At 62.4% G+C, this 25,178-nt stretch carries 21 protein-coding genes; 14 read left to right on the forward strand and 7 right to left on the reverse strand.

Features of this window, described 5'->3' with window-relative positions:
- Positions 1-10: 10 nt before the first annotated feature.
- From garD to BLO97_RS22835, 3 genes are all read left to right on the forward strand, one after another.
- Positions 11-1,564, forward strand: coding sequence for a galactarate dehydratase (gene garD, locus BLO97_RS22825; protein ID WP_092149040.1), 1,554 nt, complete (start codon positions 11-13; stop codon positions 1,562-1,564).
- Positions 1,565-1,759: 195 nt separating this feature from the next.
- Positions 1,760-2,701, forward strand: a complete 942-nt coding sequence (locus BLO97_RS22830; RefSeq protein ID WP_092149038.1) for an AEC family transporter — start codon at positions 1,760-1,762, stop codon at positions 2,699-2,701.
- 85 nt (positions 2,702-2,786) lie between these two features.
- A complete protein-coding gene (locus tag BLO97_RS22835) occupies positions 2,787-3,749 on the forward strand; it encodes a DUF4917 family protein (RefSeq protein WP_063322931.1) in 963 nt (320 codons plus the stop codon).
- Between the two features lie 188 nt (positions 3,750-3,937).
- Here the strand turns inward: BLO97_RS22835 and BLO97_RS22840 are convergent, their stop codons facing one another.
- The 6 genes from BLO97_RS22840 to gatC form a co-directional block, all read right to left on the reverse strand.
- Positions 3,938-4,318: a carboxymuconolactone decarboxylase family protein gene (locus tag BLO97_RS22840; protein WP_092348332.1), complete on the reverse strand. Its 381-nt coding sequence runs from the start codon at positions 4,316-4,318 to the stop codon at positions 3,938-3,940.
- Entirely contained in the window at positions 4,315-5,376 is a 1,062-nt protein-coding gene (locus tag BLO97_RS22845) for a calcium/sodium antiporter (RefSeq protein ID WP_092348336.1), read from the reverse strand. Before BLO97_RS22845 ends, BLO97_RS22840 begins: the two co-directional genes overlap by 4 nt.
- Positions 5,377-5,425: 49 nt before the next feature.
- Entirely contained in the window at positions 5,426-5,803 is a 378-nt protein-coding gene (locus tag BLO97_RS22850; RefSeq protein ID WP_063322928.1) for a septal ring lytic transglycosylase RlpA family protein, read from the reverse strand.
- Positions 5,804-5,991: 188 nt separating this feature from the next.
- Complete coding sequence (gatB, locus tag BLO97_RS22855) at positions 5,992-7,437, reverse strand: Asp-tRNA(Asn)/Glu-tRNA(Gln) amidotransferase subunit GatB (RefSeq protein ID WP_092348338.1); 1,446 nt, start codon at positions 7,435-7,437, stop codon at positions 5,992-5,994.
- 10 nt (positions 7,438-7,447) lie between these two features.
- A complete protein-coding gene (gatA, locus tag BLO97_RS22860; RefSeq protein ID WP_063322926.1) occupies positions 7,448-8,899 on the reverse strand; it encodes an Asp-tRNA(Asn)/Glu-tRNA(Gln) amidotransferase subunit GatA in 1,452 nt (483 codons plus the stop codon).
- Positions 8,900-8,915: 16 nt separating this feature from the next.
- Positions 8,916-9,203, reverse strand: coding sequence for an Asp-tRNA(Asn)/Glu-tRNA(Gln) amidotransferase subunit GatC (gene gatC, locus BLO97_RS22865; RefSeq protein WP_003197816.1), 288 nt, complete (start codon positions 9,201-9,203; stop codon positions 8,916-8,918).
- Between the two features lie 374 nt (positions 9,204-9,577).
- Between gatC and mreB the strand changes: the two genes are divergently transcribed.
- The 8 genes from mreB to tldD all read left to right on the forward strand — a co-directional run bounded on the left by mreB (position 9,578) and on the right by tldD (position 20,994).
- Positions 9,578-10,615 (forward strand): rod shape-determining protein MreB, encoded by a 1,038-nt coding sequence (gene mreB / locus BLO97_RS22870; protein ID WP_002555108.1) that lies wholly within the window; start codon positions 9,578-9,580, stop codon positions 10,613-10,615.
- Between the two features lie 142 nt (positions 10,616-10,757).
- Positions 10,758-11,909 (forward strand): rod shape-determining protein MreC, encoded by a 1,152-nt coding sequence (gene mreC / locus BLO97_RS22875; protein WP_092149031.1) that lies wholly within the window; start codon positions 10,758-10,760, stop codon positions 11,907-11,909.
- Positions 11,906-12,394 (forward strand): rod shape-determining protein MreD, encoded by a 489-nt coding sequence (mreD, locus tag BLO97_RS22880; protein ID WP_003197820.1) that lies wholly within the window; start codon positions 11,906-11,908, stop codon positions 12,392-12,394. Before mreC ends, mreD begins: the two co-directional genes overlap by 4 nt.
- Before the next feature lie 183 nt (positions 12,395-12,577).
- On the forward strand, positions 12,578-13,174 hold the full coding sequence (locus BLO97_RS22885) for a Maf family protein (RefSeq protein ID WP_092225339.1): 597 nt from the start codon (positions 12,578-12,580) through the stop codon (positions 13,172-13,174).
- A gap of 56 nt (positions 13,175-13,230) precedes the next feature.
- Positions 13,231-14,688 (forward strand): ribonuclease G, encoded by a 1,458-nt coding sequence (rng, locus tag BLO97_RS22890; RefSeq protein ID WP_018613976.1) that lies wholly within the window; start codon positions 13,231-13,233, stop codon positions 14,686-14,688.
- A 60-nt stretch (positions 14,689-14,748) separates the two neighbouring features.
- Positions 14,749-18,552, forward strand: coding sequence for a YhdP family protein (locus tag BLO97_RS22895; protein WP_092348342.1), 3,804 nt, complete (start codon positions 14,749-14,751; stop codon positions 18,550-18,552).
- A 130-nt stretch (positions 18,553-18,682) separates the two neighbouring features.
- Positions 18,683-19,546: a carbon-nitrogen hydrolase family protein gene (locus BLO97_RS22900; protein WP_092348345.1), complete on the forward strand. Its 864-nt coding sequence runs from the start codon at positions 18,683-18,685 to the stop codon at positions 19,544-19,546.
- A 5-nt stretch (positions 19,547-19,551) separates the two neighbouring features.
- Positions 19,552-20,994 carry a metalloprotease TldD gene (gene tldD / locus BLO97_RS22905; protein ID WP_072341241.1) on the forward strand — a complete coding sequence of 481 codons (1,443 nt, stop codon included), beginning with the start codon at positions 19,552-19,554 and terminating at the stop codon, positions 20,992-20,994.
- Positions 20,995-21,140: 146 nt separating this feature from the next.
- Here tldD and yjgA read toward each other — a convergent pair whose 3' ends face one another.
- On the reverse strand, positions 21,141-21,665 hold the full coding sequence (gene yjgA, locus BLO97_RS22910; RefSeq protein ID WP_014336624.1) for a ribosome biogenesis factor YjgA: 525 nt from the start codon (positions 21,663-21,665) through the stop codon (positions 21,141-21,143).
- Positions 21,666-21,773: 108 nt separating this feature from the next.
- Between yjgA and pmbA the strand changes: the two genes are divergently transcribed.
- The 3 genes from pmbA to BLO97_RS22925 all read left to right on the forward strand — a co-directional run bounded on the left by pmbA (position 21,774) and on the right by BLO97_RS22925 (position 25,169).
- A complete protein-coding gene (gene pmbA / locus BLO97_RS22915) occupies positions 21,774-23,120 on the forward strand; it encodes a metalloprotease PmbA (RefSeq protein ID WP_092225346.1) in 1,347 nt (448 codons plus the stop codon).
- A gap of 284 nt (positions 23,121-23,404) precedes the next feature.
- Positions 23,405-23,800: a hypothetical protein gene (locus tag BLO97_RS22920; RefSeq protein WP_063322919.1), complete on the forward strand. Its 396-nt coding sequence runs from the start codon at positions 23,405-23,407 to the stop codon at positions 23,798-23,800.
- A complete protein-coding gene (locus BLO97_RS22925) occupies positions 23,793-25,169 on the forward strand; it encodes a class II fumarate hydratase (RefSeq protein WP_092149025.1) in 1,377 nt (458 codons plus the stop codon). The genes BLO97_RS22920 and BLO97_RS22925 overlap by 8 nt, the downstream gene beginning before the upstream one ends.
- Positions 25,170-25,178 lie beyond the last annotated feature (9 nt).

Genomic DNA, 25,178 nt, shown 5'->3' on the forward strand with positions numbered 1-25,178 from the left:
AGCGGCGTCAATGCAACTGATTGAACATGCCGACTCGCCGCGTTACATCCGCCTGCACGAGCGGGACAACGTGGTGATCGTCGTCAATGACCAAGGCGTACCGGCCGGGACCGAGTTCCCGGACGGCCTGGTTACCGTGGACTTTGTCCCCCAGAGCCACAAGGTCACCCTGGAAGATATTCCCCAGGGGGGCGAGGTGATTCGCTACGGCCAGGTCATTGGCTACGCGCTGCAACCGATTCCCTGTGGCAGTTGGGTCAAGGAAGACCAGTTGCGCATGCCCACCGCGCCGCCGCTGGACAGCTTGCCGCTGTCCACCGATGTGCCGGTGGCCGATGCGCCGTTGGAGGGCTACACCTTCGAGGGCTACCGCAACGCCGACGGCACTGTCGGTACGCGCAATATCCTGGGCATCACCACCACGGTGCAGTGCGTGACCGGGGTGCTGGACCACGCGGTCAAGCGCATCAAGGACGAATTGCTGCCCAAGTACCCGAACGTCGACGACGTGGTGGCGCTGACCCACAGTTACGGCTGTGGCGTGGCGATCACCGCCACCGATGCGTACATCCCGATCCGCACCGTGCGCAACCTGGCGCGCAACCCGAACCTGGGTGGCGAAGCGCTGGTGATCAGCCTGGGCTGCGAGAAATTGCAGGCCGGGCAGGTGATGCACGAAAACGACAGTTCAGTGGACCTCAGCGAGCCGTGGTTGTATCGCTTGCAAGATTCCAGTCACGGTTTCACCGAAATGATCGAGCAGATCATGGAGCTGGCCGAAACCCGCCTGAAGAAACTCGACCAGCGCCGCCGCGAAACCGTGCCGGCGTCGGAGCTGATCCTGGGCATGCAGTGCGGTGGCAGCGATGCGTTTTCCGGCATCACCGCCAACCCGGCGCTCGGCTACGCCTCGGACCTGCTGCTGCGGGCGGGGGCGACGGTGATGTTTTCCGAAGTCACCGAAGTGCGCGATGCGATCTACCTGCTGACCTCCCGGGCGCAAACCCAGGAAGTCGCCCAGGAGCTGGTGCGGGAAATGGACTGGTACGACCGTTACCTGGCCAAGGGCGAAGCCGATCGCAGTGCCAACACCACGCCAGGCAACAAGAAGGGCGGGCTGTCGAACATCGTCGAAAAATCCCTGGGCTCGATCGTCAAGTCTGGCAGCAGCGCGATCAACGGCGTGCTCGGCCCGGGCGAACGCTTCAAGCAAAAGGGCCTGATCTTCTGCGCCACACCGGCCAGCGATTTTGTCTGCGGCACGTTGCAACTGGCGGCGGGGATGAACCTGCACGTGTTCACCACCGGCCGAGGCACGCCGTACGGCTTGGCGATGGCCCCGGTAGTGAAAGTCTCGACCCGCACCGAACTGGCCCAGCGCTGGCCGGACCTGATCGACATCGATGCCGGTCGCATCGCCACTGGACGCGCGACCATCGAGGAACTGGGTTGGGAGCTGTTCCACTACTACCTGGACGTGGCCAGCGGCAAGAAGCAAACCTGGGCCGAGCGGCACAAGTTGCACAACGACATCACGTTGTTCAACCCGGCGCCGATTACCTGACCTAGTGTTGTCGTTGATCGTTCCCACGCTCCGCGGGGGAATGCCTCTGCGGACGCTCCGCGTTCGGATCTTGGGACGCGGAGCGTCCTTGGCTGCATTCCCACGCAGAGCGTGGGAACGATCAGTTCACCAGACGCCAGTGCCGTGAGTGGCTTATCATTAGCCACCTAACGACACCCCTCTCAAGGTCCCGGCATGCTGGCAATTTTCCTCGAAACCCTGAACATCACCGCGCCGGTGTTTGCCATGCTGTTTTTGGGGGTGTTGCTCAAGCGCATCAACTGGATCAACGATAACTTCATCCACATCGCCTCGTCCCTGGTGTTCAACGTCACCATGCCGGCGCTGTTGTTCCTCGGCATCCTCCATGCCGACCTGCATGCGGCGTTGCAGCCCGACCTGCTGATCTATTTCTCCGTCGCTACCCTGGCAAGTTTCGCCATGGCCTGGGGCTGGGCGATCTGGCGTTGCCCGCGGGAGGATCGCGGCATCTATACCCAGGGTGCGTTTCGCGGCAACAACGGCGTGATTGGCTTGGCGTTGGCGGCGAGCATGTACGGCGACTACGGGATTTCCCTGGGGGCGATCCTCGCGGCGTTGGTGATCCTGTTCTACAACACCTTGTCGACCATCGTGCTGGCGGTCTATAGCCCGGTGATCAAGTCCGATCCGTGGAGCATCTGCAAAAGCGTGATCAGCAACCCGCTGATCATCAGCGTGATCGTCGCTGCACCGTTCGCTTATTGGCACATCGGCCTGCCGAACTGGTTCGAGACCTCGGCCAAATACCTGTCGCAAATGACCTTGCCCCTGGCGCTGATCTGCATCGGCGGCACGCTGTCGCTGGCGGCGTTGCGCAAGAGCGGCAAGATGGCCCTGAGTTCGAGCCTGGTGAAAATGGTCGGCCTGCCGCTGCTGACCACCCTCGGGGCCTGGCTCTGGGGTTTTCGCGGGGCGGAATTGGGCATCCTGTTCCTGTACTTCGGCAGCCCCACCGCCGCCGCCAGTTACGTCATGGCCCGGGCGGCCGATGGCAATCATGAACTGGCGGCGGCGATCATCGTCATCACCACGCTGATGGCGGCGATTACCACCAACGTGGGGATTTTTGTGTTGCAGTGGGGTGGGTGGATCTAGCCCACGATCTTCTGGATGGTTAAGAGTGGTGGCTCATTGGTATCATTGTGTTGGGAGTTAATCAGACCGACACAAGGAAGACTATATGATCACTTTCGAAGAGGCTTTTTCCTTCGTCGATTACAGCGGCAAGCGTTCCATTTTGTTGGCAAATGGGTTTTCTCAAGCCTGGAACAAAGATGTTTTCAGTTACAAGAGTCTGTTTTCCAGCGCGCACTTCGGCGAAAGGCATCGGGTGATCCGACGTATCTTCGATACGTTCAAAACATATGATTTTGAGAAAGTCATGAAACGGCTGATTGCCGCGGAAGATATCCTCAGGATCTACAATGCCGACCCGGATCTGATTGAAGAGATCAAGGCCGATCAGGAAGCCGTCAAAAACGCTCTGATTGAGGTGATATCGGCCACCCACCCGGAATTGCCTCGTGAAGTGACGGATGAGCAATATGTTTCGGTGAGGAAATTTCTCAAGCCCTTCAGCAATGTGTTCACGCTCAATTATGACTTGTTGTTTTATTGGGCGAGAAACCAGTTTGGTCTCGAGCCGGAATATTACACGGACGATGGGTTTCGAGGCGGGCCGTGGGAGGGCCCTGAAACCCAGAATGTTCATTTCCTCCATGGCGGGCTGCACATCTACGACACCCAGGGCGGTATCAGAAAGCACGCGTGTTCGGATCAGGGCGAGTCGATCATTGAGCAAGTGAAATGGAACATGGAAAACAGGAAGTTCCCCACCTTTGTCTCAGAACCTACACATGAGCGAAAGAAGGTCAGAATTCAGCACAACCCCTATCTCAGTTATTGTTTTGAACGATTGGGCCGGTTGCAAGGGGTGTTGTTTATCTATGGGCATTCGTTCGATGACAATGACCGACACATCTTCGATCAGATAAAACAGAGCTCGGTAAGCAAGGTTTTTGTGAGTGTCTACGGCGATAAGGACAGTGAAGACAATGTCTTGCTGAAGGGGCGCGCTCAAGCTTACCTGGGAGCGCACCGGGTGGAATTCTTCCAGGCTGAGAGCGCTCGGATCTGGGGCTAACGGCCGGGCCTCAGGACCCATTCGCGAACAGGTCCGCCTCCACATTATCATTGGCCGTGCGTGTTTAATGAGGGAGCAAGCCCGCTCCCTCATTGGATTTTCAGCAGACACAGAACTCATGTGCACCCGGCTGTGGGAGCGGGCTTGCTCGCGAAGACGCCTGACCTGCTACCGCAAGGCTCAGGCCTTTACTCGGGCTTCTGATAAGTATCGATCACTTCCTGCGCCGCCCGAAACGCATCGATCGCCGCCGGCACGCCCGCATACACCGCACAATGCAGCAACGCCTCGCGAATCTCTTCCACCGTACAACCGTTGTTCAGCGCGCCACGCACATGGCCTTTGAGTTCCTGAGGGCACTTGAGGACGGTGAGGGCGGCCAGGGTGATCAGGCTGCGGGTCTTCAGCGGCAGGCCTTCGCGGCGCCAGACGCTGCCCCAGGCATGTTCGTTGACGAAGTCCTGCAATGGCTGCGTGAACTCGGTGGCGTTGCCCAGGGCGCGGTCGACGAATGCGTCGCCCATGACCTGGCGACGCATGTCCAGGCCGGTCTTTGGAGTGTCGGTCATGGCAAATCCCTCTTGTGGTGTTGGCGGCGCCAGGCGCGCAGGGAGGTGAACAGCAAAAATGCGAGCAGGGCCGGCAGCACATAGAACAGCATCAGCCGTTCCAGTTGGCCGGCCAGGGGCATGCCGGTGGTGAACGACACCACGTGCAGCCCATAGGCCAGGTACAAGCCCAAAAACAGCAGGCCTTCGGCGCGAGTGACGCGGTAGCCGGAATAGAACACCGGCAGGCACAGCACCGCTACGCCGAGCATCACCGGCAGGTCGAAATCCAGGGCGTTCGGTGAGACCGACAGTGGCGTGGGAGCGGCGAGGGCGGTTATCCCCAATACCCCGAGCAGGTTGAACAGGTTGCTGCCGATGACGTTACCCACCGCAATGTCCCGTTGGCCGCGCAGGGCGGCGATCAACGAGGTGGCGAGTTCCGGCAGCGAGGTGCTGACGGCGACGATGGTCAGGCCGATGATGCGCTCCGAAAGCCCCAGATCCATCGCCACTTCCACCGCTGCGCCCAGCAGCAGGTGGCCGGCGAAAATCAGCATTGCCAGGCCCAGCACGATCATCGCCAGGCTCTTGGGCCACGCCCCTTGCGCCACATCGACACCCACGGGGTGCGGTCGTCCTGAGTGTCGCGATTGGCGCAGCAACAGGCCCAGGTACACCGCCAGGGCCATCAGCAGCAGCACACCGTCCAGTTGTGTCAGTTCCTCATTCCAGGCCAACACGAACACCAGCAGGCTGGCACCGATCATCAATGGGATGTCCAGGCGCACCAATTGGCGCGAGACGCGCAACGGAATGATCAGCGCCGACAACCCGAGGGTGACGAGGATGTTGAAGATGCTGCTGCCGATCACGCTGCCCACAGCGATGTCGGCGTTCTGCGCCATAGTCGCCTGCAGGCTGACGGCCATTTGCGGCGCGCTGCTGCCGAAGGCGACGACGGTCAGGCCGATGATCAGCGGCCGCACTTGCAAGCGAACCGCCAAGCCTATTGAAGCCCGCACCAGCAGCTCGGCGCCGCTGATCAGCAACAACAGGCCACCGAGCAATTCGATCAGGCTGAGCAGCGGTAGGGCGGTAATCAGGGAAATGGCCGGGCTCCGTCTATCAATCGTCGAGGGCTTGCACGCGTACCCGTGCGGTGCCGCTGCGTAGCATGCCCAGTTGCTCGGCTGCTGCGCGGGATACGTCGATCAGACGGCCTCGAGTATACGGACCGCGGTCGTTGATACGGACCACGACGCTGTCGTTATTTTTCAGATTGGTGACTTTCACCCGGGTGCCGAACGGCAACTGGCGATGGGCGGCGGTCAGGCCGTTCTGGTTGAAACGCTCGCCGCTGGCGGTACGTTTGCCGTGGTGTTTTGCACCGTAATAGGAGGCGACGCCGGTCTGGTCGTAGCCGTGAGGATCGACCGTCCCGCTCTGGCTGGCGCAACCGGCCAGCAGGGACAGCAGGGCGCAGGCGCCGAGGAGACGCTTCATCAAAGGGTTTCCCACATCAGTGTGGTTGTGAGGATCATTGTGGCGAGGGAGCTTGCTCCCGCTGGGCCGCGAAGCGGCCCCCAACAATCTACTGCCGGATACGGGGGGGGGCTGCTGCGCAGCCCAGCGGGAGCAAGCTCCCTCGCCACAGGGGAATGAGCCAGATACAGGTACTGGCTCCATGTCCATCAGCCCTCAAGCTTGCTTTTGAGCAGTTCGTTGACCTGTTGCGGGTTGGCCTTGCCCTTGGAGGCTTTCATGGCCTGGCCGACGAAGAAGCCGAACATCTTGCCGCGCTTGGCTTCGTCTGCCGCGCGGTACTGTTCGACCTGCTCGGCGTTGGCCGCGAGCATTTCATCGAGCACGGCGGAAATGGCGCCGGTATCGGTGACCTGCTTCAGGCCGCGCTTCTCGATGATCTCGTCGGCGCTGCCCTCGCCATTGGCCATGGCTTCGAACACCATCTTGGCGATCTTGCCGGAAATGGTGTTGTCCTTGATCCGCAGCAGCATGCCGCCCAGTTGCTCGGCCGAGACCGGCGACTGGTCGATCTCCAGGCCCTGCTTGTTCAACAGGCTGCCCAGTTCCACCATCACCCAGTTGGCCGCCAGCTTGGCGTCGCCGCCGATGCTCACGACTTTCTCGAAGTAATCGGCTTGCTCGCGGCTGGTGGCCAGGACGTTGGAGTCATAGCTCGACAGCCCGAACTGGGCCTGGAAGCGCTCGCGCTTTTGCGGCGGCAGTTCCGGCAGGGTGGCGCGCACCTCGTCGAGGAACGCGTTCTCGATGACCACCGGCAGCAGGTCCGGGTCGGGGAAGTAACGGTAGTCGTTGGCTTCTTCCTTACTGCGCATCGGACGGGTCTCGTCCTTGTTCGGGTCGTACAGGCGGGTCTGCTGGATGACCTTGCCACCGTCCTCGATCAGTTCGATCTGGCGCTGGATCTCGCTGTTGATCGCCTTCTCGATGAAGCGGAACGAGTTGACGTTCTTGATCTCGCAGCGCGTGCCGAACTCAACCTGGCCTTTAGGCCGGATCGACACGTTGCAGTCGCAGCGCAGCGAGCCTTCGGCCATGTTGCCATCGCAGATGCCCAGGTAGCGCACCAGCGCATGGATCGCCTTGACGTAGGCCACGGCTTCCTTGGCGCTGCGCATGTCCGGCTCGGAAACGATTTCCAGCAGCGGCGTGCCGGCGCGGTTCAGGTCGATGCCGGTGGCACCGTTGAATTCTTCGTGCAGGCTCTTGCCGGCGTCTTCTTCCAGGTGCGCCCGGGTGATGCCGACGCGCTTGACCGTGCCGTCTTCCAGGGCGATGTCCAGGTGGCCCTTGCCAACGATCGGCAGTTCCATCTGGCTGATCTGGTAGCCCTTGGGCAGGTCCGGGTAGAAGTAGTTCTTGCGGGCGAACACGTTGTGCTGGCCGATCTCGGCGTCAATCGCCAGGCCGAACATCACCGCCATGCGCACCGCTTCGGCGTTGAGCACCGGCAGCACGCCGGGCATGCCCAGGTCGACCAGGCTGGCCTGGGTGTTGGGCTCGGAGCCGAACGTGGTGGAGCTACCGGAAAAGATTTTCGACCGGGTGGTGAGCTGGGTATGAATCTCCAGCCCGATCACGACTTCCCATTGCATGTGTTTCTCCTCAGAAGCCGGTTGGGGTGCGGGTGTGCCAGTCAGTGTTCAACTGATACTGGTGGGCAACGTTCAACAGGCGGCCTTCCTGGAAATACGGCGCGAGCAACTGCACGCCCACCGGCAGGCCATCGACGAAACCGGCCGGCATGGACAGGCCCGGCAAGCCGGCGAGGTTGGCGGTGATGGTGTAGACGTCTTCCAGGTACTCGGCGACCGGGTCGCTGTTCTTGGCGCCGAGCTTCCAGGCCGGGTTTGGCGTGGTCGGGCCGAGGATGATGTCGACCTCGTTGAAGGCCGCCATGAAGTCGTTTTTCACCAGGCGGCGGATTTTCTGCGCCTTGAGGTAGTAGGCGTCGTAGTAGCCGGCGGACAGCGCATAGGCGCCGACCATGATCCGGCGCTGCACTTCGGCACCGAAGCCTTCGCCACGGGAGCGCTTGTACAGGTCGATCAGGTTTTCCGGGTTCTCGCAGCGATAGCCGAAGCGCACGCCGTCGAAGCGTGACAGGTTCGAGGACGCTTCCGCCGGGGCGATCACGTAGTACGCGGGAATCGCGTGCTGCATGTTCGGCAGGCTGATTTCCTTGATGACCGCGCCGAGCTTCTCCAGCTCCTTGACGCTGTTGTGGACCAGCTCGGCGATGCGCGGGTCGAGGCCGGCGCTGAAGTACTCCTTCGGCACGCCGATGCGCAGGCCCTGCAGCGAACCGTTGAGGCTGGCGCTGTAGTCCGGCACGGGCTCATCGATGCTGGTGGAGTCGTTCGGGTCGAAGCCGGCCATGCCTTGCAGCAGGATCGCGCAGTCTTCGGCGGTGCGGGCCAGCGGGCCGCCCTGGTCGAGGCTGGAGGCGTAGGCGATCATGCCCCAGCGCGAGACGCGACCGTAGGTCGGCTTCAGGCCGGTGAGGTTGGTAAACGCCGCTGGTTGGCGAATCGAACCGCCGGTGTCGGTGGCGGTGGCGGCCGGCAACAGGCGTGCGGCCACGGCGGCGGCGGAACCACCGGACGAACCGCCCGGTACGTGTTCCAGGTTCCACGGGTTCTTCACGGCGCCGTAGTAGCTCGACTCGTTGGCCGAGCCCATGGCGAATTCGTCCATGTTGGTCTTGCCCAGGGTCACGGTGCCGGCGGCGGCCAGCTTGGCGACCACGGTGGCATCGTACGGGGCTTTGAAGTTGTCGAGCATCTTCGAACCGCAGCTGGTGCGGATGCCCTGGGTGCAGAACAAGTCCTTGTGGGCAATCGGCGCACCGAGCAGGGCACCGGTTTCACCATTGGCGCGCCGGGCATCGGCGGCCCTGGCCTGGCTCAGGGCCAGCTCCTGGGTGAGGCTGATGAAGCTGTTGAGCTGCGGGTCAAGCTGGGCGATGCGCGCCAGCAGGACCTGGGTCAGCTCTTCGGAAGAAAACTTTTTATCGGCGAGTCCGCGGGCGATCTCGGCCAGGGTCATGTGATGCATGAGAGGCTCTTTCCCTTTAGTCGATGACTTTCGGAACCAGGTACAGGCCGTTTTCGACCGCTGGTGCGATGGACTGGTAGGCCTCGCGGTGATTGGACTCGGTCACGACGTCGGCGCGCAGGCGCTGGCTGGCTTCCAGTGGGTGTGCCAGTGGTTCGATGCCGTCGGTATTGACCGCCTGCATCTCGTCGACCAGCCCCAGAATGCTGTTCAGGGCAGAAGTGATGTGTGGAAGATCGGCTTCATTGAGGCCCAGACAGGCCAGATGAGCGATTTTTTCCACGTCGGAGCGTTCAAGCGCCATGGGATTCTCCAGTGGAAAACAAAACGGACGCAGTCTGTCCGTGTGTTAGATTGTCGGAACACTACCGCATTTCTACGGCCCTAGTGCCCTGTATCACAAGTGCTGTTCCTTTTTGACGGCGTCTATTGCCGTCATGCTGCGTTGCCGCTTCTCGCCATAGCACAGGCTATGACTCGTCGCGGCGCCTTGCCTGACGACAATAGCCACTCGTCAAAGAAGGAGCGCACTTATGACACAGGGCACTGGCCGCGATTGTGGGGTTTGGTGCACAGAAAAGCGGCCAATTTAACATATTGGCGCCTTGCCCAAAATCCCTGTCGTTGTTAGAGTTTGCCGCACTTTTTTACCCACGCGTTGCCTAGGGTCCCTTTCCCATGTTCAAGAAACTGCGTGGCATGTTTTCCAGCGATCTTTCCATTGACCTGGGCACTGCCAACACCCTTATTTACGTGCGCGAGCGCGGTATCGTCCTGAATGAACCCTCGGTCGTGGCCATCCGCACCCACGGTAACCAGAAAAGTGTCGTGGCTGTCGGTACGGAAGCCAAGCGCATGCTGGGCCGTACACCGGGCAACATCGCGGCCATTCGCCCAATGAAGGATGGCGTGATCGCCGACTTCAGCGTCTGCGAAAAGATGCTGCAGTACTTCATCAACAAGGTTCACGAAAACAGCTTCCTGCAGCCCAGCCCTCGTGTGCTGATCTGCGTTCCATGCAAGTCCACCCAGGTAGAGCGACGCGCTATCCGTGAATCGGCCCTCGGCGCCGGTGCCCGTGAAGTGTTCCTGATCGAAGAGCCAATGGCCGCTGCCATCGGTGCCGGCCTGCCGGTGGAAGAAGCCCGCGGCTCGATGGTCGTCGACATCGGTGGGGGTACCACTGAAATCGCGCTGATCTCCCTCAATGGTGTGGTCTACGCCGAATCCGTACGTGTGGGCGGCGACCGTTTCGACGAAGCGATCATCACTTATGTGCGTCGCAACTACGGCAGCCTGATCGGCGAATCCACCGCCGAGCGCATCAAGCAGGAAATCGGCACGGCCTACCCGGGCGGTGAAGTGCGTGAAGTCGACGTACGTGGTCGCAACCTGGCTGAAGGCGTTCCACGGGCCTTCACCCTCAACTCCAACGAAGTGCTCGAAGCGCTGCAAGAGTCGCTGGCGACCATCGTCCAGGCGGTCAAGAGCGCCCTGGAGCAGTCGCCGCCGGAGCTGGCGTCGGACATCGCCGAGCGCGGCCTGGTGCTGACCGGTGGTGGCGCACTGTTGCGTGACCTTGACAAGTTGTTGGCCCAGGAAACCGGCCTGCCGGTGATCGTTGCCGAAGACCCGTTGACCTGCGTTGCCCGCGGCGGTGGCCGAGCATTGGAAATGATGGACAAGCACACCATGGACCTGCTCTCCAGCGAATAAGTTTTGCTGAAGTGGTCTATGTTGTTCGCTCCCGGGCAGCACTTTGCAGTGCTGCCCGTTGGCGTTTATCTTCTGTCATTCGTATCCAGGCCGGTTTGATGCCGTATGAATAAAGAAAACATTTGCCTGGGAGGAGCGGCCTATTAAACCGCTTTTCGCCAAAGGCCCCTCATTGGGTGTGCGCCTGCTGGTGCTGACCGTGCTATCGGTCGCGCTGATGGTGGTCGATGCCCGCTTCACGCTGCTCAAGCCTGTACGCAGCCAGATGTCGCTGGTGTTGATGGAATCCTACTGGATCACCGACCTGCCGCAGCGCCTGTGGCAAGGTGTCGCCAGCCAGTTTGGCAGCCGGACCGAACTGGTCGCCGAAAACGAAAAACTCAAGACCGAAAACCTGCTGTTGCAGGGGCGCATGCAGAAGCTGGCGGCCCTCACCGAGCAGAACGTTCGGCTGCGCGAGTTGCTCAATTCTTCGGCGCTGGTCAACGAGAAGGTCGAAGTGGCCGAGTTGATCGGCATGGACCCCAACCCCTTCACCCACCGTATCATCATCAACAAGGGCGAGCGCGACGGCGTGGTCCTCGGCCAGCCGGTGCTCGACGCCCGTGGCCTGATGGGCCAGGTGGTGGAGTTGATGCCCTACACGTCCCGCGTGTTGTTGCTGACCGATACCACCCACAGCATTCCGGTGCAGGTCAACCGCAACGGCCTGCGGGCGATCGCCAGCGGCACCGGTAACCCGGAACGCCTGGAGCTGCGGCATGTGGCCGATACCGCCGATATCAAGGAAGGCGACCTGCTGGTCAGTTCCGGCCTCGGCCAGCGCTTCCCGGCCGGGTATCCGGTGGCGACGGTCAAGGAAGTCATCCATGACTCCGGCCAGCCGTTTGCCATCGTTCGCGCGGTGCCGACGGCGGCATTGAATCGCAGCCGCTACCTGCTGCTGGTATTCAGCGACAACCGCACGCCCGAAGAACGTGCCAACGATGCCGCCGTGGCCCAGGAAGCCCAGGACCGCCAGGGCGGCGAGTCGGCCGCCCCAGTGACCGCAGCGCCGGCGCCTGTCCCGGCCGCGGTGCCAAAACCACCAGTGCCAGCACCCGCGACGGCGGCTCCGGCCACCGCGCCGGCGGCAACCCCGGTCACCGCGCCCGCCGCGCCTGCTGTGAAACCGACCCGCTCGGCCACCCACGCGCCCGCCGCGCAGCCTGCTCAACCAGCCCGGCCCGCCGCCAAACCGCCAGCCTCCACGCCGGCCACCGCGCCAGCCCCCAGGGGAGCACGAGAAGAATGAGCAGTACCCAATCCGGTAACGGCTGGATGGTCTGGCTGACCTTCGCCATCGGCCTGTTGCTCAGCGTTTCGCCGCTGCCGCAGTTCATGGAAATCCTGCGCCCACTGTGGCTGGCCCTGTTGCTGGCCTTCTGGGCTCTGGCCTTGCCGCACAAGGTCGGCATGGTCACCGCCTGGTGCCTGGGCCTGGCCGAGGACGTGCTTTATGGCACGTTGCTGGGGCAGAACGCGCTGATCCTGACGTTGATCACCTTCTTGGTGCTGTCGCTGCAACAACGCCTGCGGATGTTCCCTATGTGGCAGCAGTGCCTGGTGATCCTGGTGATCTTCGGCCTGGCGCAACTGGTGCAGTTGTGGCTCAGCGCGCTGACTGGCAACCGCCAGCCGACCCTGGCGCTGGTCTTGCCAGCCCTGGTCAGCGCCTTGCTCTGGCCCTGGGTCAGCTTCGGTTTGCGTGGCCTGCGCCTGCGTTTCAAAATCAACTGATTCGGTCAGGATACCTACACTTTTTCTGATGACTTACATCCCTGTGGCGAGGGAGCTTGCTCCCGCTCGGTTGCGTAGCGACCGTAAAGGTTGGGGCCGCTGCGCAGCCCAGCGGGAGCAAGCTCCCTCGCCACAAAAGCTGTTTTTGTCTGGATGGCTGTGCTTTGAGAGGGAGATGTCTTGATGAAACCGCTTTACCTCGCCTCAGGTTCGCCGCGTCGGCGTGAACTGCTCACGCAGATCGGTGTACCCTTTACCGCCGTCGGCGCGGACATCGACGAAACTCCCCTGGACCACGAAACCCCTTCGGCCTATGTCGAGCGCCTGGCGCGCTGCAAGGCCGAGGCGGGTCGGCGAGCCCTGGACGCCGGCATGGATGGCTGCGTGTTGGGCGCCGATACGGCTGTGGTACTGGACGGGCGAATTCTCGGCAAACCCGTGGACCAGGCCGATTCCATGGCGATGCTCTTGAGCCTGTCCGGTCGCGAACATGAAGTATTGACCGCCATTGCCATACTGGGAGGGCAGCGTTGTGAATCCCGCGTTGTGCGCAGCCTGGTGCGCTTTCGGTCGATCACGGAACAGGAAGCGGCGGCCTACTGGGCCAGCGGTGAACCCCGGGACAAGGCCGGCGGCTATGGCATTCAAGGGCTGGGTGCGGTATTCGTCGCCGGGCTTGAAGGCAGTTATTCAGCCGTGGTCGGCCTGCCGCTGTGCGAAACCGCAGAACTACTGGGCCATTTCGGCATACCCTGTTGGCAAACCTTGAGCGCGCGCTGAGCGCCGTCTGACTTGATGCGGCCATAATCGTGAACATGCCTGAACGAGACCCTGCCATGAGTGAAGAGATCCTGATCAACATCACGCCGATGGAATCGCGCGTGGCGGTGGTTGAAAACGGTGTTCTGCAAGAGGTCCACGTCGAGCGCACGCAAAAGCGTGGCATCGTCGGCAATATCTATAAAGGCAAGGTGGTGCGGGTGCTGCCGGGCATGCAGGCGGCCTTCGTCGACATCGGCCTGGACCGCGCGGCATTCATCCATGCGTCGGAAATTTCCATGCGCGAAGGGCCGGCCGTGGAGAGCATCAGCGCGCTGGTGCATGAAGGCCAGAGCCTGGTGGTGCAGGTCACCAAGGACCCCATCGGCTCCAAGGGCGCGCGCCTGACCACGCAACTGTCGATTCCGTCGCGCTACCTGGTGTACATGCCGCGCACCGCCCATGTCGGCATTTCCCTGAAGATCGAAGACGAGGCCGAGCGCGAGCGTCTCAAGCAGGTGGTCAGCGACTGCGTGGAAAAAGAAGGCATCAAGGAAGCCGGTGGGTTCATCCTGCGCACCGCCGCCGAAGGGGCCGGGGCCGATGAGATCCTCATGGACATCCGCTACCTGCGCAGGCTTTGGGACCAGATCGCCGCGCAGATCAAGACCATCGCCACCCCCAGCGTGATCTACGAAGACCTGGGCCTGGCGCTGCGGACCTTGCGCGATCTGGTCAGCCCCAAGATCGAGAAAATCCGCATCGACTCCCGGGAGACCTTTCAGAAAACCACGCAGTTCGTCGCCGAACTGATGCCGGAAATCGCCGACCGCCTCGAGCATTACCCTGGCGAACGGCCGATTTTCGACCTGTACGGCGTCGAAGACGAAATCCAGAAAGCCCTTGAACGCAAGGTCCCGCTCAAGTCCGGCGGCTACCTGGTGGTGGATCCGGCCGAGGCCATGAGCACCATCGACGTCAACACCGGGGCGTTCGTCGGCCATCGCAACCTGGAAGAAACCATCTTCAAGACCAACCTGGAAGCCGCCACCGCCATTGCCCGGCAACTGCGCCTGCGCAACCTGGGTGGGATCATCATCATCGACTTCATCGACATGGAAGATGAAGAGCACCAGCGCCAGGTGCTGCGGACCCTGGAAAAACAACTCGAACGCGACCACGCCAAGACCAACATCATCGGTATCACCGAGCTGGGCCTGGTGCAGATGACCCGCAAGCGCACCCGCGAAAGCCTCGAACAGGTGCTGTGCGAGCCGTGCAGCAGTTGCCAGGGCCGCGGCAAGCTCAAGACCCCGGAAACCGTGTGTTACGAAATCTTCCGGGAAATTCTCCGGGAGGCGCGCGCCTACCAGGCGACCGGCTATAGAGTGTTGGCGAACCAGAAAGTCGTGGACCGCCTGCTCGACGAGGAGTCAGGCAATGTCGCAGAGCTGGAAGCGTTTATTGGACGCACGATTCGCTTCCAGGTGGAAACCATGTATTCCCAGGAACAATACGACGTGGTGTTGCTCTGAAGAGCTTGGGAAGCGGCGGGCCCGCGGATTTGATCGTCTTTGCCAGGGGAGCCCACTGACATGGAGCGTCTGACACGCATTTTGGCGGCGCTGACTCGCTGGGGGCTGGGGCTGTGCGCCCTGCTGCTGGTGTTGCTGGCGTTGTACGTCAGCCTCGGTCGCGAGCTGGTCCCGCTGGTGGCCGAATATCGCGCCGAGGTCGAGACCCGGGCCGGCGCTGCCTTGGGCATGCCTGTGCACATCGGACGCCTCGACGGTAGCTGGAGCGCCCTGGCGCCAATCCTGGCTGCGCGCGACGTGGTGGTCGGCGAAGGCCCCAACGCCTTGCACCTGGATCAGGTGCGAGCCGTGCCCGACCTGTGGGACAGCTTGCTGGCACGTCAGGTGCGTATTGCCCACCTGGAAGTCAGCGGCCTGAAGATCAGCCTCAAGGAGGGCACCGACGGCAAGTGGGCCCTGGAAGGCCTGCCGGTGAAGGACGACCAGCCCCTCGATCCGCAGCAATTGCTCGAACGCATGCAGGTGGTCTCCAGGTTCTCGCTGCTCGATAGCCAGGTGACGTTGCAACCTGTCGAGCAACCACCGCTGACCCTCACCTACGTCGGTTTGAGCTTGCGCACCGGCGCCATCCGTCAACGGCTGGACGTGCGCTTGACCCTGCCTGACGGTCAGCCGGTGGCGATCAACCTGCGCACCCGTATCCGCGCCAGTGACTGGAAGAACGGCCAGGCCGATGCGTACCTGAGCCTGCCGCAAAGCGACTGGGCCAAATGGCTGCCCAAACGCCTGACCCAGCAATGGAATTTTTCCCGGATCAAGGCCGGTGGCGAGTTCTGGCTGAGTTGGGGCGGCGGTACGGTGCAAAGCGCGGCCATGCGCTTGAACGCTCCTGACATCCTGGGTGCCTACGCCGAGCGCAAGCCGGTGCAGATCCATAACCTGGCGCTCAATGGATATTTCCAGCGTGGTGACCAGGGATTTACCGCGACCTTCGATTCCCTGGCGATGAACCTGGGCGAAACCCGCTGGGAATCGCGCCTGCAACTGCAACAGAGTGCTGCCACCGAAAAGGCCGAGGAGCGCTGGCACCTGCAGGCCGATCGCCTCGACCTGACCCCGCTTACGCCTTTGCTCAACGCCCTGGCACCGTTGCCTGAAGGCCTGGCGACGACCATCGACCGTCTCAAGGTGACCGGTGGCCTGCGCAACGTGCTGCTGGACTACCGGCCGCAGAACACCGGTGACCAGAAAATCAGCTTCGCCACCAACCTGGACACCGTGGGCTTTGACGCCTATCGCGGCGCCCCGGCTGCGCGCAATGTATCGGGGAGTCTGAGCGGCGACCTCGGTGGCGGCGAGCTGCGCATGGACAGCAAGGACTTTTCCCTGCACCTGGACCCGATTTTCGCCAAGCCCTGGCAGTATCTGCAGGCCAACGCCCGGTTGACCTGGAAGCTCGACAAGCAAGGCTTCACCCTGATCGCGCCGTATTTGAAGGTGCTGGGCGAGGAGGGTCGGATTGCTGGCGATTTCCTGATCCGCCTGCATTTCGACCACAGCCAGGAAGACTACATGGACCTGCGGGTTGGCCTGGTGGACGGTGATGGACGCTACACCGCCAAGTACCTGCCGGCGGTCCTCAGCCCGGCGCTGGATGAGTGGCTGCGCACGGCCATCGTCAAGGGCGCGGTGGACGAGGGCTTCTTCCAGTATCAAGGCTCGCTCAATCACGGTGCCGAAGACGCGGCACGCAGTATCAGCCTGTTTTTCAAGGTGCATGACGCCGAACTGGCGTTCCAGCCGGGCTGGCCTTCGGTCAGCAAGGTCAGCGGTGATGTCTTCGTCGAAGACAGCGGCGTGCGCATCTTCGCCAGCCAAGGACAATTGCTCGATACCCAGGTCAAGGATGTTTCGGTGAACATTCCCCATGTACCCAGCGGGCAAAGCGTTCATCTGTTTCTGGACGGCGGGTTCGCTGGAGGACTGGGGGACGGTCTGAAAATCCTCCAGACCGCGCCGATCGGGACCGCCGAGACATTTGCCGGCTGGGAAGGCGAGGGCGACCTGCAAGGCAGCGTGAAGCTCGACATCCCCCTGGTCAAAGGCGAGCAACCGAAGATCCTGGTGGATTTCGCCACCGACAAGGCCCGTCTCAAGCTCAGCGAGCCGGTACTGGAACTGACCCAACTCAAGGGCGATTTCCGCTTCGACAGCAACAAGGGCTTGAGCGGCAAGGGCATCAGTGCCCGGGCATTCGACCGGCCCGTGACCGCACAGATTTTCGCCGAAGGCCACGCCGGAGCGCTCAACACACGAGTCACGGCGTCCGGGCAGGTGGAGATCAAGAAACTCACCAGTTGGCTGAATGTCACCCAGCCGTTGCCGGTATCCGGTGTCGTGCCGTACCAGTTGCAAGTGATCCTCGACGGCGCCGACAGCCAATTGTCGGTCAGTTCCAACCTCAAGGGCGTGGCGGTGGACCTGCCGGCACCCTTCGGCATGGCCGCCGATGTCGGGCGCGACACGGTGTTTCGCATGACCCTGCAAGGGCCGGAGCGGCGTTATTGGCTCGATTATGGCGACCTGGCCAATTTCACTTACGCCGCGCCGAGCGGGAAAGTCGCCGATGGTCGTGGCGAATTGTTGCTGGGGGCCGGCGATGCCGTTCTACCCGGGGCCAAGGGACTGCGACTGCGCGGCACACTGCCTGCACTGGACGTGAGTCCCTGGCAGGACCTGGTCAACAAGTACGCCGGCCAGGATCCGGGCGGCAGTGCCAAGCAACTGCTCAGCAGCGTCGATCTGACTGTCGGCAAGCTCACGGCCATGGGTACGACCCTGGACCAGGCATCGGTGCAATTGGACCGCAGGTCGGACGCCTGGGCCTTGCGGCTCGACAGCCAGCAGGCCAAGGGCAATGTCAGCCTGCCGGACGCAAAGGCCGCCCCGATTGGTATCAAGCTTGATTATGTGCGCCTGCCGGCCACAGACCCGACGGTCCAGGCGGATGAAAACTCACCGGACCCGTTGGCGTCGGTCGATCCCGGCAAAATCCCGGCCATGGATATTGCCATCGACCAATTGTTCCAGGGCCCTGATCTCATCGGTGCGTGGTCGTTGAAAGTACGACCGACCGCCAAGGGCATCGCGCTGAACGAGCTGGACATGGGCCTCAAGGGCATGGTGTTGAACGGCAGCGGTGGTTGGGAAGGCGCGCCCGGTTCCACCAGCAGTTGGTACAAGGGCCGTATCGGCGGCAAGAACCTGGGCGACGTGCTCAAGGGCTGGGGTTATGCCCCAAGCGTGACCAGCCAGACGTTCCGCCTGGATGTCGATGGCCGCTGGCCCGGCTCGCCAGCGTGGGTCGCCACCAAGCGTTTTTCCGGCAGCCTCGACGCGTCGCTGAGCAAGGGCCAGTTTGTCGAAGTGGAAGGCAGCGCCCAGGCGTTGCGGGTATTTGGCCTGCTGAACTTCAACTCCATCGGCCGACGCTTGCGCCTGGACTTCTCCGACCTGTTCGGCAAGGGGCTGAGCTACGACCGGGTCAAGGGACTGCTGGTGGCAAGCGATGGTGTGTACGTGACCCGCGAACCCATTACCCTGACCGGGCCGTCGAGCAACCTGGAACTCAACGGCACGCTGGACATGGTGGCCGACCGGGTCGACGCCAAGTTGCTGGTGACGCTGCCGGTGACCAACAACCTGCCAATCGCCGCGCTGATCGTCGGTGCCCCGGCGGTGGGTGGCGCGCTGTTTTTGATCGACAAACTGATCGGCGACCGCGTGGCGCGCTTTGCCAGCGTAAGATACGACGTCAAGGGGCCGTGGAAAGAGCCGAAGATCAGCTTCGACAAGCCGTTTTGACAGCTTTGATCGTTCCCACGCTCTGCGTGGGAACGCCGCCCGGGACGCTCTGCGTCCCTGTGACGTGGAGCATCACTTGATGCATTCCCACGCAGAGCGTGGGAACGAGATGAGACAGGGAGGAGGCACCATGCCATTCGCCGTGATTCAAATGGTCAGTCAAAGCGATGTGCTCGCCAACCTGGCCCGTGCTCGTGCGCTGCTGGAGCAGGCTGCCGCAGGCGGCGCCAGGCTGGCCGTGCTGCCGGAGAATTTCGCGGCGATGGGACGGCGGGACATTGCCGATATCGGTCGTGCCGAAGCCTTTGGTCAGGGACCGATCCTGCCCTGGTTGAAACAGGTCGCCCGAGACCTCAAGTTATGGATTGTGGCCGGCACGTTGCCGTTGCCACCGGTGGACCAGCCCGAGGCCAGGTCCCACGCCTGTTCGTTGCTGGTCGACGATCAGGGCCAGATCGTGGCGCGCTACGACAAGCTGCACTTGTTCGATGTGGATGTGGCGGACAATCGCGGGCGCTATCGCGAGTCGGATGACTATGCTTATGGCGCTAACGTGGTGGTTGCCGATACCCCCGTGGGCCGGGTCGGCCTGACGGTCTGTTACGACTTGCGGTTTCCGGAGCTCTACAGCGAGTTGCGGGCTGCCGGGGCCGAACTGATCACGGCGCCGTCGGCGTTTACCGCGGTGACCGGCGCGGCCCATTGGGAGGTATTGATTCGCGCCCGGGCCATCGAGACCCAGTGCTACATGCTGGCGGCCGCCCAGGGCGGCGTGCATCCGGGGCCGCGGGAAACCTTTGGCCATGCCGCGATTGTCGACCCGTGGGGCCGCGTGCTGGCACAACAGGATCAAGGTGAGGCCGTGCTGCTGGCCGCACGCGACAGCAGCGAACAGGCGTCCATCCGGGCGCGCATGCCGGTGGCCAGCCATCGGCGCTTTTTCTCGCAGGGCGCTCGACAGCGACCTGTCCAAGACGACGAATTCAAGGCGTAAAACATATGAGCGGGTTGTTGTCCTCAGTCAGTGAACACCTCTTAGCCCCTGGCGGCGTAACCCTGGAGAGCCTGCAAGGCGTGCTGGGCGACCTGGCCGGCCCGGGCATCGATGCGGCCGACCTGTATTTCCAAGGGCAGATCTCCGAATCCTGGTCGCTGGAAGACGGCATCGTCAAGGAAGGCAGTTTCAACCTTGACCAGGGCGTGGGTGTGCGCGCCCAGTCCGGGGAAAAAACCGGTTTTGCCTACAGCAACGCCATCACCCTGGAGGCCCTCGGTGCCGCGGCCCGTGCGGCCCGTTCGATCTCCCGCGCCGGGCAGAATGGCACGGTCCAGGCGTTCAGCAGCCAGGACGTGGCGCAGTTGTATGCGCCGGATAACCCGCTGGAAGTCATGAGCCGCGCCGAAAAAGTCGAGCTGCTCAAGCGCATCGACGTCGCCACCCGTGCCCTCGATCCGCGTATCCAACAAGTGACGGTGAGCATGGCCGGGGTCTGGGAGCGGATCCTGGTGGCTTCCACCGACGGCGGTCTGGCGGCGGACGTGCGGCCGCTGGTGCGGTTCAACGTCAGCGTGATCGTCGAGCAGAACGGTCGCCGTGAGCGCGGCGGCCATGGTGGCGGCGGACGCACCGATTACCGTTATTTCCTCAGCGAAGACCGCGCCATGGGCTACGCCCGCGAAGCGCTGCGCCAGGCGCTGGTCAACCTCGAGGCCATTCCGGCCCCGGCCGGTACGTTGCCGGTGGTGCTGGGGTCCGGTTGGTCCGGCGTGCTGCTGCACGAAGCGGTGGGTCACGGCCTGGAAGGCGATTTCAACCGCAAGGGCAGCTCAGCCTACAGCGGGCGCATGGGGGAAATGGTTGCCTCGAAACTCTGCACCATCGTCGATGACGGCACCCTGGCCGGGCGTCGTGGCTCCCTGAGCGTCGACGACGAAGGCACGCCGACTGAATGCACCACGCTGATCGAGAACGGTGTGCTCAAGGGCTACATGCAAGACAAGCTCAATGCCCGGCTGATGGGCGTGGCCCGCACGGGCAACGGTCGCCGTGAATCCTACGCGCACCTGCCCATGCCGCGCATGACCAACACCTACATGCTCGGTGGTCAAAGCGATCCGGCGGAAATTATCGCCTCGGTGAAAAAAGGTATCTATTGCGCCAACCTCGGCGGCGGCCAGGTCGACATCACCAGTGGCAAGTTCGTGTTCTCCACCAGCGAGGCCTACCTGATCGAAGACGGCAAGATCACCGCGCCGGTCAAAGGCGCGACCCTGATCGGCAACGGGCCGGAGGCGATGAGCAAGGTGTCGATGGTCGGTAACGACCTGGCGCTGGACAGCGGTGTGGGGACGTGTGGCAAGGATGGGCAATCGGTGCCGGTGGGCGTCGGCCAGCCGACCTTGAAGATCGACGCGATTACCGTGGGTGGCACGGGCGCATGAAAATATTCAGCGGCCCCGTGGCGAGGGAGCTTGCTCCCGCTGGGCTACGCAGTAGCCCCATGCGGTCGCTGCGCAACCGAGCGGGAGCAAGCTCCCTCGCCACGGTAATGGCTACCCTGGCAAGGGATTGGTGAGCCAGTGAACGATCAGCGCAAGCCGCGTTGGGTTTCGTCCAGCTCACGGATGTACTTGAAGATTTTACGGCTCGAGGCCGGTGGCTTGTTCTGCGCCAGCTCGTGCTGGGCCTGACGGATCAGGGAGCGTAATTGCTGACGATCAGCCTCCGGGTAGTCGATGACGAATTTTTCCAGGGTGCCGTCGTCGCCTGCGATCAAGCGATCGCGCCAGCGCTCCAGGTTGTGGAAACGTTCGTTGTATTGCCGGGTGGAGGCATCGAGTTGATCGAGCAGGACCAAAATGGCGTCAGTGTCCTGATCGCGCATCAGCTTGCCGATGAATTGCAGGTGCCGTTTACGCGCGATATTCGCGGTGTGCTTGGGCGCATCGGCCAGGGCCCGGCGCAAGGCGTCGGTCAAAGGCAGTTTGGCCAGCAAGTCAGGCTTGAGTGTTGTCAGTCGCTCGCCGAGGTCAACCAGAGCATGCAGCTCGCGTTTGACCTGGGATTTGCTTTTTTCACCCTCGTAGAGGGAGTCGTCGTAAGAATCAACCATGGTGGCAGTCCGCAAAGAAACGCCGCCATGATAACCAGTCGGGGGCCGCTTGTCCGGCCCGGTCGCTCGAAGGCCATCACCGAAAGAAGAATTTGAGTGGAGAACACCATGAGTGCAGTTCAAAGCGTCGGCCCGCAAGCATTGCCGGCACTGCAGGAGCAAGTCGAGCAGATCCTTGCCGAGGCCAAGCGCCAGGGCGCCAGTGCCTGTGAAGTGGCTGTATCGCTGGAGCAGGGCCTGTCGACGTCGGTGCGCCAGCGCGAGGTGGAAACCGTCGAATTCAATCGCGACCAGGGCTTTGGCATCACCTTGTACGTGGGCCAGCGCAAGGGCTCGGCCAGCACGTCGGCGAGTGGTCCGGAGGCCATTCGCGAAACCGTCGCCGCGGCACTGGCTATTGCCAAGCACACCTCCGAAGACGAAGCCTCGGGCCTGGCCGATGCTGCGCTGATGTGCAAGGAGCTGCGCGACTTCGACCTGTTTCACGCCTGGGACATCACCCCCGAGCAGGCCATCGAACAGGCACTGCGTTGCGAAGCGGCGGCATTCGAGGCCGACAGCCGTATCAAGAATGCCGACGGCACGACGCTCAATACCCACCAGGGCTGCCGGGTCTATGGCAACAGCCACGGCTTCATCGGCGGTTATGCATCGACCCGCCACAGTCTCAGTTGCGTGATGATCGCCGAAGCCGATGGCCAGATGCAGCGCGATTACTGGTACGACGTGAACCGCCAGGGCACCTTGCTGGCGGACCCGGTGAGCATTGGCCGGAAAGCCGCACAACGGGCGGCCAGCCGCCTGGGCGCGCGGCCGGTGCCGACCTGTGAAGTGCCGGTGTTGTTTTCGGCCGAGCTGGCCGGCGGCTTGTTCGGCAGCTTCCTGTCGGCGGTGTCTGGCGGCAACCTGTACCGCAAATCGTCGTTCCTCGAGGGCGCGCTGGGGCAGAAACTGTTCCCGGAATGGATGACCATCGACGAGCGTCCGCACCTGATGCAGGCCATGGGCAGCTCCGCGTTCGACGGCGACGGCCTGGCCACCTACGCCAAGCCGTTCGTGGAAAAGGGCGAGTTGGTGTCCTACATCCTCGGCACCTATTCGGGCCGCAAACTCGGCATGCCGAGCACCGCCAATGCCGGTGGCGTGCATAACCTGTTCGTGACCCATGGCGAAGAAGACCAGGCCGCCTTGCTGCGGCGCATGGGGCGTGGCCTGCTGGTGACTGAACTGATGGGCCATGGCCTGAACATGGTCACCGGCGACTATTCCCGTGGCGCGGCGGGTTTTTGGGTCGAGAACGGCGAGATCCAGTTCCCGGTCCAGGAAGTGACCATCGCCGGGAACATGCGCGACATGTTCAAGCAGATCGTAGCGGTGGGCAACGATCTGGAAATGCGCAGCAACATCCGTACCGGCTCGGTACTGATCGAGCGGATGACAGTAGCGGGTAGCTGACCTTCAATCGCAGTAAAAAAGGCGCGTCATCCTAGCGGGTGACGCGCCTTTTTCATGTTCGCAGAAACCCCTGTGGCGAGGGAGCTTGCTCCCGCTCGGCTGCGCAGCAGCCGCAAAAATCTCAGCAGCACCGCAAAGACATGACAACCCTGATAAACAGGGCCTGCTTCGCAGTCCAGCGGGAGCAAGTTCCCTCGCCACGGTGAATTTTGTACGGGCTTACGGTTGTGTTGCTTCTTATTATCATCTAATAATGAATCTCATTCGCCGAGTGAGCCCCGGTCATGAGTTCTGCCCTGCACGAGCAACCCTACCTTGAAAGCTGGCGCTGGATGAGTCGCCAGATCCGTTGTGCGATGAGTCCGGACGAGCCGCGGCTGATCGAGCATTACCTGGCCGAAGGCCGTTATCTGGCCTGCTGCACAGCCACTTCGCCGTGGATGATTTCCGAAACCGCGTTTCGCTTGCTGCTCGACACCGCCGCCGACGTCGCGCTGCCGTGGCATTGGCGCAATCTCTGCCTCGACCAGGCCTGGCGTCCTCTGCGTGAGCTCGAACAACAATCACTGTGCCGCTGCCGCCTCAAGCGTTGGCAGAGTCATGCCTGGGCGCTGGCGACCTGCGCCCTGGAGCCGTCGATTCCTCTTATTGAACTGGTGCAAGGATCTCCCGATGAGTAATACCCGTATCGAACGCGACAGCATGGGCGAGCTGCAAGTCCCGGTGGATGCCCTCTATGGCGCCCAGACCCAGCGCGCAGTGGATAACTTTCCGGTCAGCGGCCAACGTATGCCGGCGCAGTTCATCCGCGCCCTGATCCTGGCCAAGGCGGCTGCCGCTCGGGCCAACGTAGAGCTGGAACAAATCAGCGCGGCCCAGGGCAAGGCCATTGTCGACGCCGCCCAAGGGCTACTCGAAGGCCAATTCATGGACCACTTCCCGGTGGATATCTTCCAGACCGGCTCCGGCACCAGCTCCAACATGAACGCCAACGAAGTGATCGCCACCCTTGCCAGTCGTCTGCTCGGGGAAACGGTCAACCCGAACGACCACGTCAATTGCGGCCAGAGCAGCAACGACATCATTCCCACCAGCATCCATGTCAGCGCGGCGCTGGCTTTGCATGAGCAACTGCTGCCGGCATTGCTGCATCTGGTGCAGGTGATCGAGCGCAAGGCCGAGGAGGTGCACCCGTTCATCAAGACCGGTCGCACCCACCTGATGGATGCCATGCCGGTGCGCCTGAGCCAGGTGCTCGACGGCTGGGCGCAGCAACTCAAGGCCAATATCGGCCACTTGCAGGACCTGCTGCCGAGCCTGCAGTCCCTCGCCCAGGGCGGTACGGCGGTCGGCACCGGGGTCAACGCCCATCCACGCTTCGCCGAGCTGTTCAGTCAACAACTGACGCAACTGACCCAGGTGCAGTTCACCCCAGGCCAGAATCTGTTCGCGCTGATCGGCTCCCAGGACACCGCCGTGGCGGTGTCCGGACAGCTCAAGACCACGGCGGTGTCGCTGATGAAAATCGCCAACGACCTGCGCTGGATGAACTCCGGGCCACTGGCGGGCCTGGGCGAGATCGAACTCGAAGGCTTGCAGCCGGGCTCCTCGATCATGCCCGGCAAGGTCAACCCGGTCATTCCTGAAGCCACCGCGATGGTGGCGGCCCAAGTGATCGGCAACGACACGGTGATCACTATCGCCGGTCAATCGGGCAACTTCGAATTGAACGTGATGCTGCCGATCATCGCCCAGAACCTGCTGAGCAGCATCGCGCTGATGTCCACTGCCAGCCGCTTGCTGGCGGACAAGGCCATCGCCACCTTCAAGGTCAACGAGGCCCGGCTCAAGGAAGCGTTGTCGCGCAATCCGATCCTGGTGACCGCGCTGAATCCGATCATTGGTTACCAGAAGGCCGCTGAAATAGCCAAGAAGGCTTACCAGCAAGGTCGGCCGGTCATTGATGTCGCCCTGGAGCACACCGACCTGACACGCAGCGAACTCGAAGTCCTGCTGGACCCGGAGAAGCTCACCGCCGGCGGCGTGTAACCCCCGACA

Source organism: Pseudomonas sp. NFACC05-1 (genome assembly GCF_900100135.1).
GTDB classification, from domain to species: Bacteria; Pseudomonadota; Gammaproteobacteria; order Pseudomonadales; family Pseudomonadaceae; genus Aquipseudomonas; species Aquipseudomonas fluorescens_Q.

Excerpts from the sequence above, each read along its gene's own strand:
- garD (WP_092149040.1), top strand. The coding sequence starts at position 11 with ATGCAACTGATTGAACATGCCGACTCGCCGCGTTACATCCGCCTGCAC.
- BLO97_RS22830 (WP_092149038.1), top strand. The coding sequence starts at position 1,760 with ATGCTGGCAATTTTCCTCGAAACCCTGAACATCACCGCGCCGGTGTTT.
- BLO97_RS22835 (WP_063322931.1), top strand. The coding sequence starts at position 2,787 with ATGATCACTTTCGAAGAGGCTTTTTCCTTCGTCGATTACAGCGGCAAG.
- BLO97_RS22840 (WP_092348332.1), bottom strand. The coding sequence starts at position 4,318 with ATGACCGACACTCCAAAGACCGGCCTGGACATGCGTCGCCAGGTCATG.
- BLO97_RS22850 (WP_063322928.1), bottom strand. The coding sequence starts at position 5,803 with ATGAAGCGTCTCCTCGGCGCCTGCGCCCTGCTGTCCCTGCTGGCCGGT.
- gatB (WP_092348338.1), bottom strand. The coding sequence starts at position 7,437 with ATGCAATGGGAAGTCGTGATCGGGCTGGAGATTCATACCCAGCTCACC.
- gatA (WP_063322926.1), bottom strand. The coding sequence starts at position 8,899 with ATGCATCACATGACCCTGGCCGAGATCGCCCGCGGACTCGCCGATAAA.
- gatC (WP_003197816.1), bottom strand. The coding sequence starts at position 9,203 with ATGGCGCTTGAACGCTCCGACGTGGAAAAAATCGCTCATCTGGCCTGT.
- mreB (WP_002555108.1), top strand. The coding sequence starts at position 9,578 with ATGTTCAAGAAACTGCGTGGCATGTTTTCCAGCGATCTTTCCATTGAC.
- mreD (WP_003197820.1), top strand. The coding sequence starts at position 11,906 with ATGAGCAGTACCCAATCCGGTAACGGCTGGATGGTCTGGCTGACCTTC.
- BLO97_RS22885 (WP_092225339.1), top strand. The coding sequence starts at position 12,578 with ATGAAACCGCTTTACCTCGCCTCAGGTTCGCCGCGTCGGCGTGAACTG.
- rng (WP_018613976.1), top strand. The coding sequence starts at position 13,231 with ATGAGTGAAGAGATCCTGATCAACATCACGCCGATGGAATCGCGCGTG.
- BLO97_RS22895 (WP_092348342.1), top strand. The coding sequence starts at position 14,749 with ATGGAGCGTCTGACACGCATTTTGGCGGCGCTGACTCGCTGGGGGCTG.
- BLO97_RS22900 (WP_092348345.1), top strand. The coding sequence starts at position 18,683 with ATGCCATTCGCCGTGATTCAAATGGTCAGTCAAAGCGATGTGCTCGCC.
- tldD (WP_072341241.1), top strand. The coding sequence starts at position 19,552 with ATGAGCGGGTTGTTGTCCTCAGTCAGTGAACACCTCTTAGCCCCTGGC.
- yjgA (WP_014336624.1), bottom strand. The coding sequence starts at position 21,665 with ATGGTTGATTCTTACGACGACTCCCTCTACGAGGGTGAAAAAAGCAAA.
- pmbA (WP_092225346.1), top strand. The coding sequence starts at position 21,774 with ATGAGTGCAGTTCAAAGCGTCGGCCCGCAAGCATTGCCGGCACTGCAG.
- BLO97_RS22920 (WP_063322919.1), top strand. The coding sequence starts at position 23,405 with ATGAGTTCTGCCCTGCACGAGCAACCCTACCTTGAAAGCTGGCGCTGG.
- BLO97_RS22925 (WP_092149025.1), top strand. The coding sequence starts at position 23,793 with ATGAGTAATACCCGTATCGAACGCGACAGCATGGGCGAGCTGCAAGTC.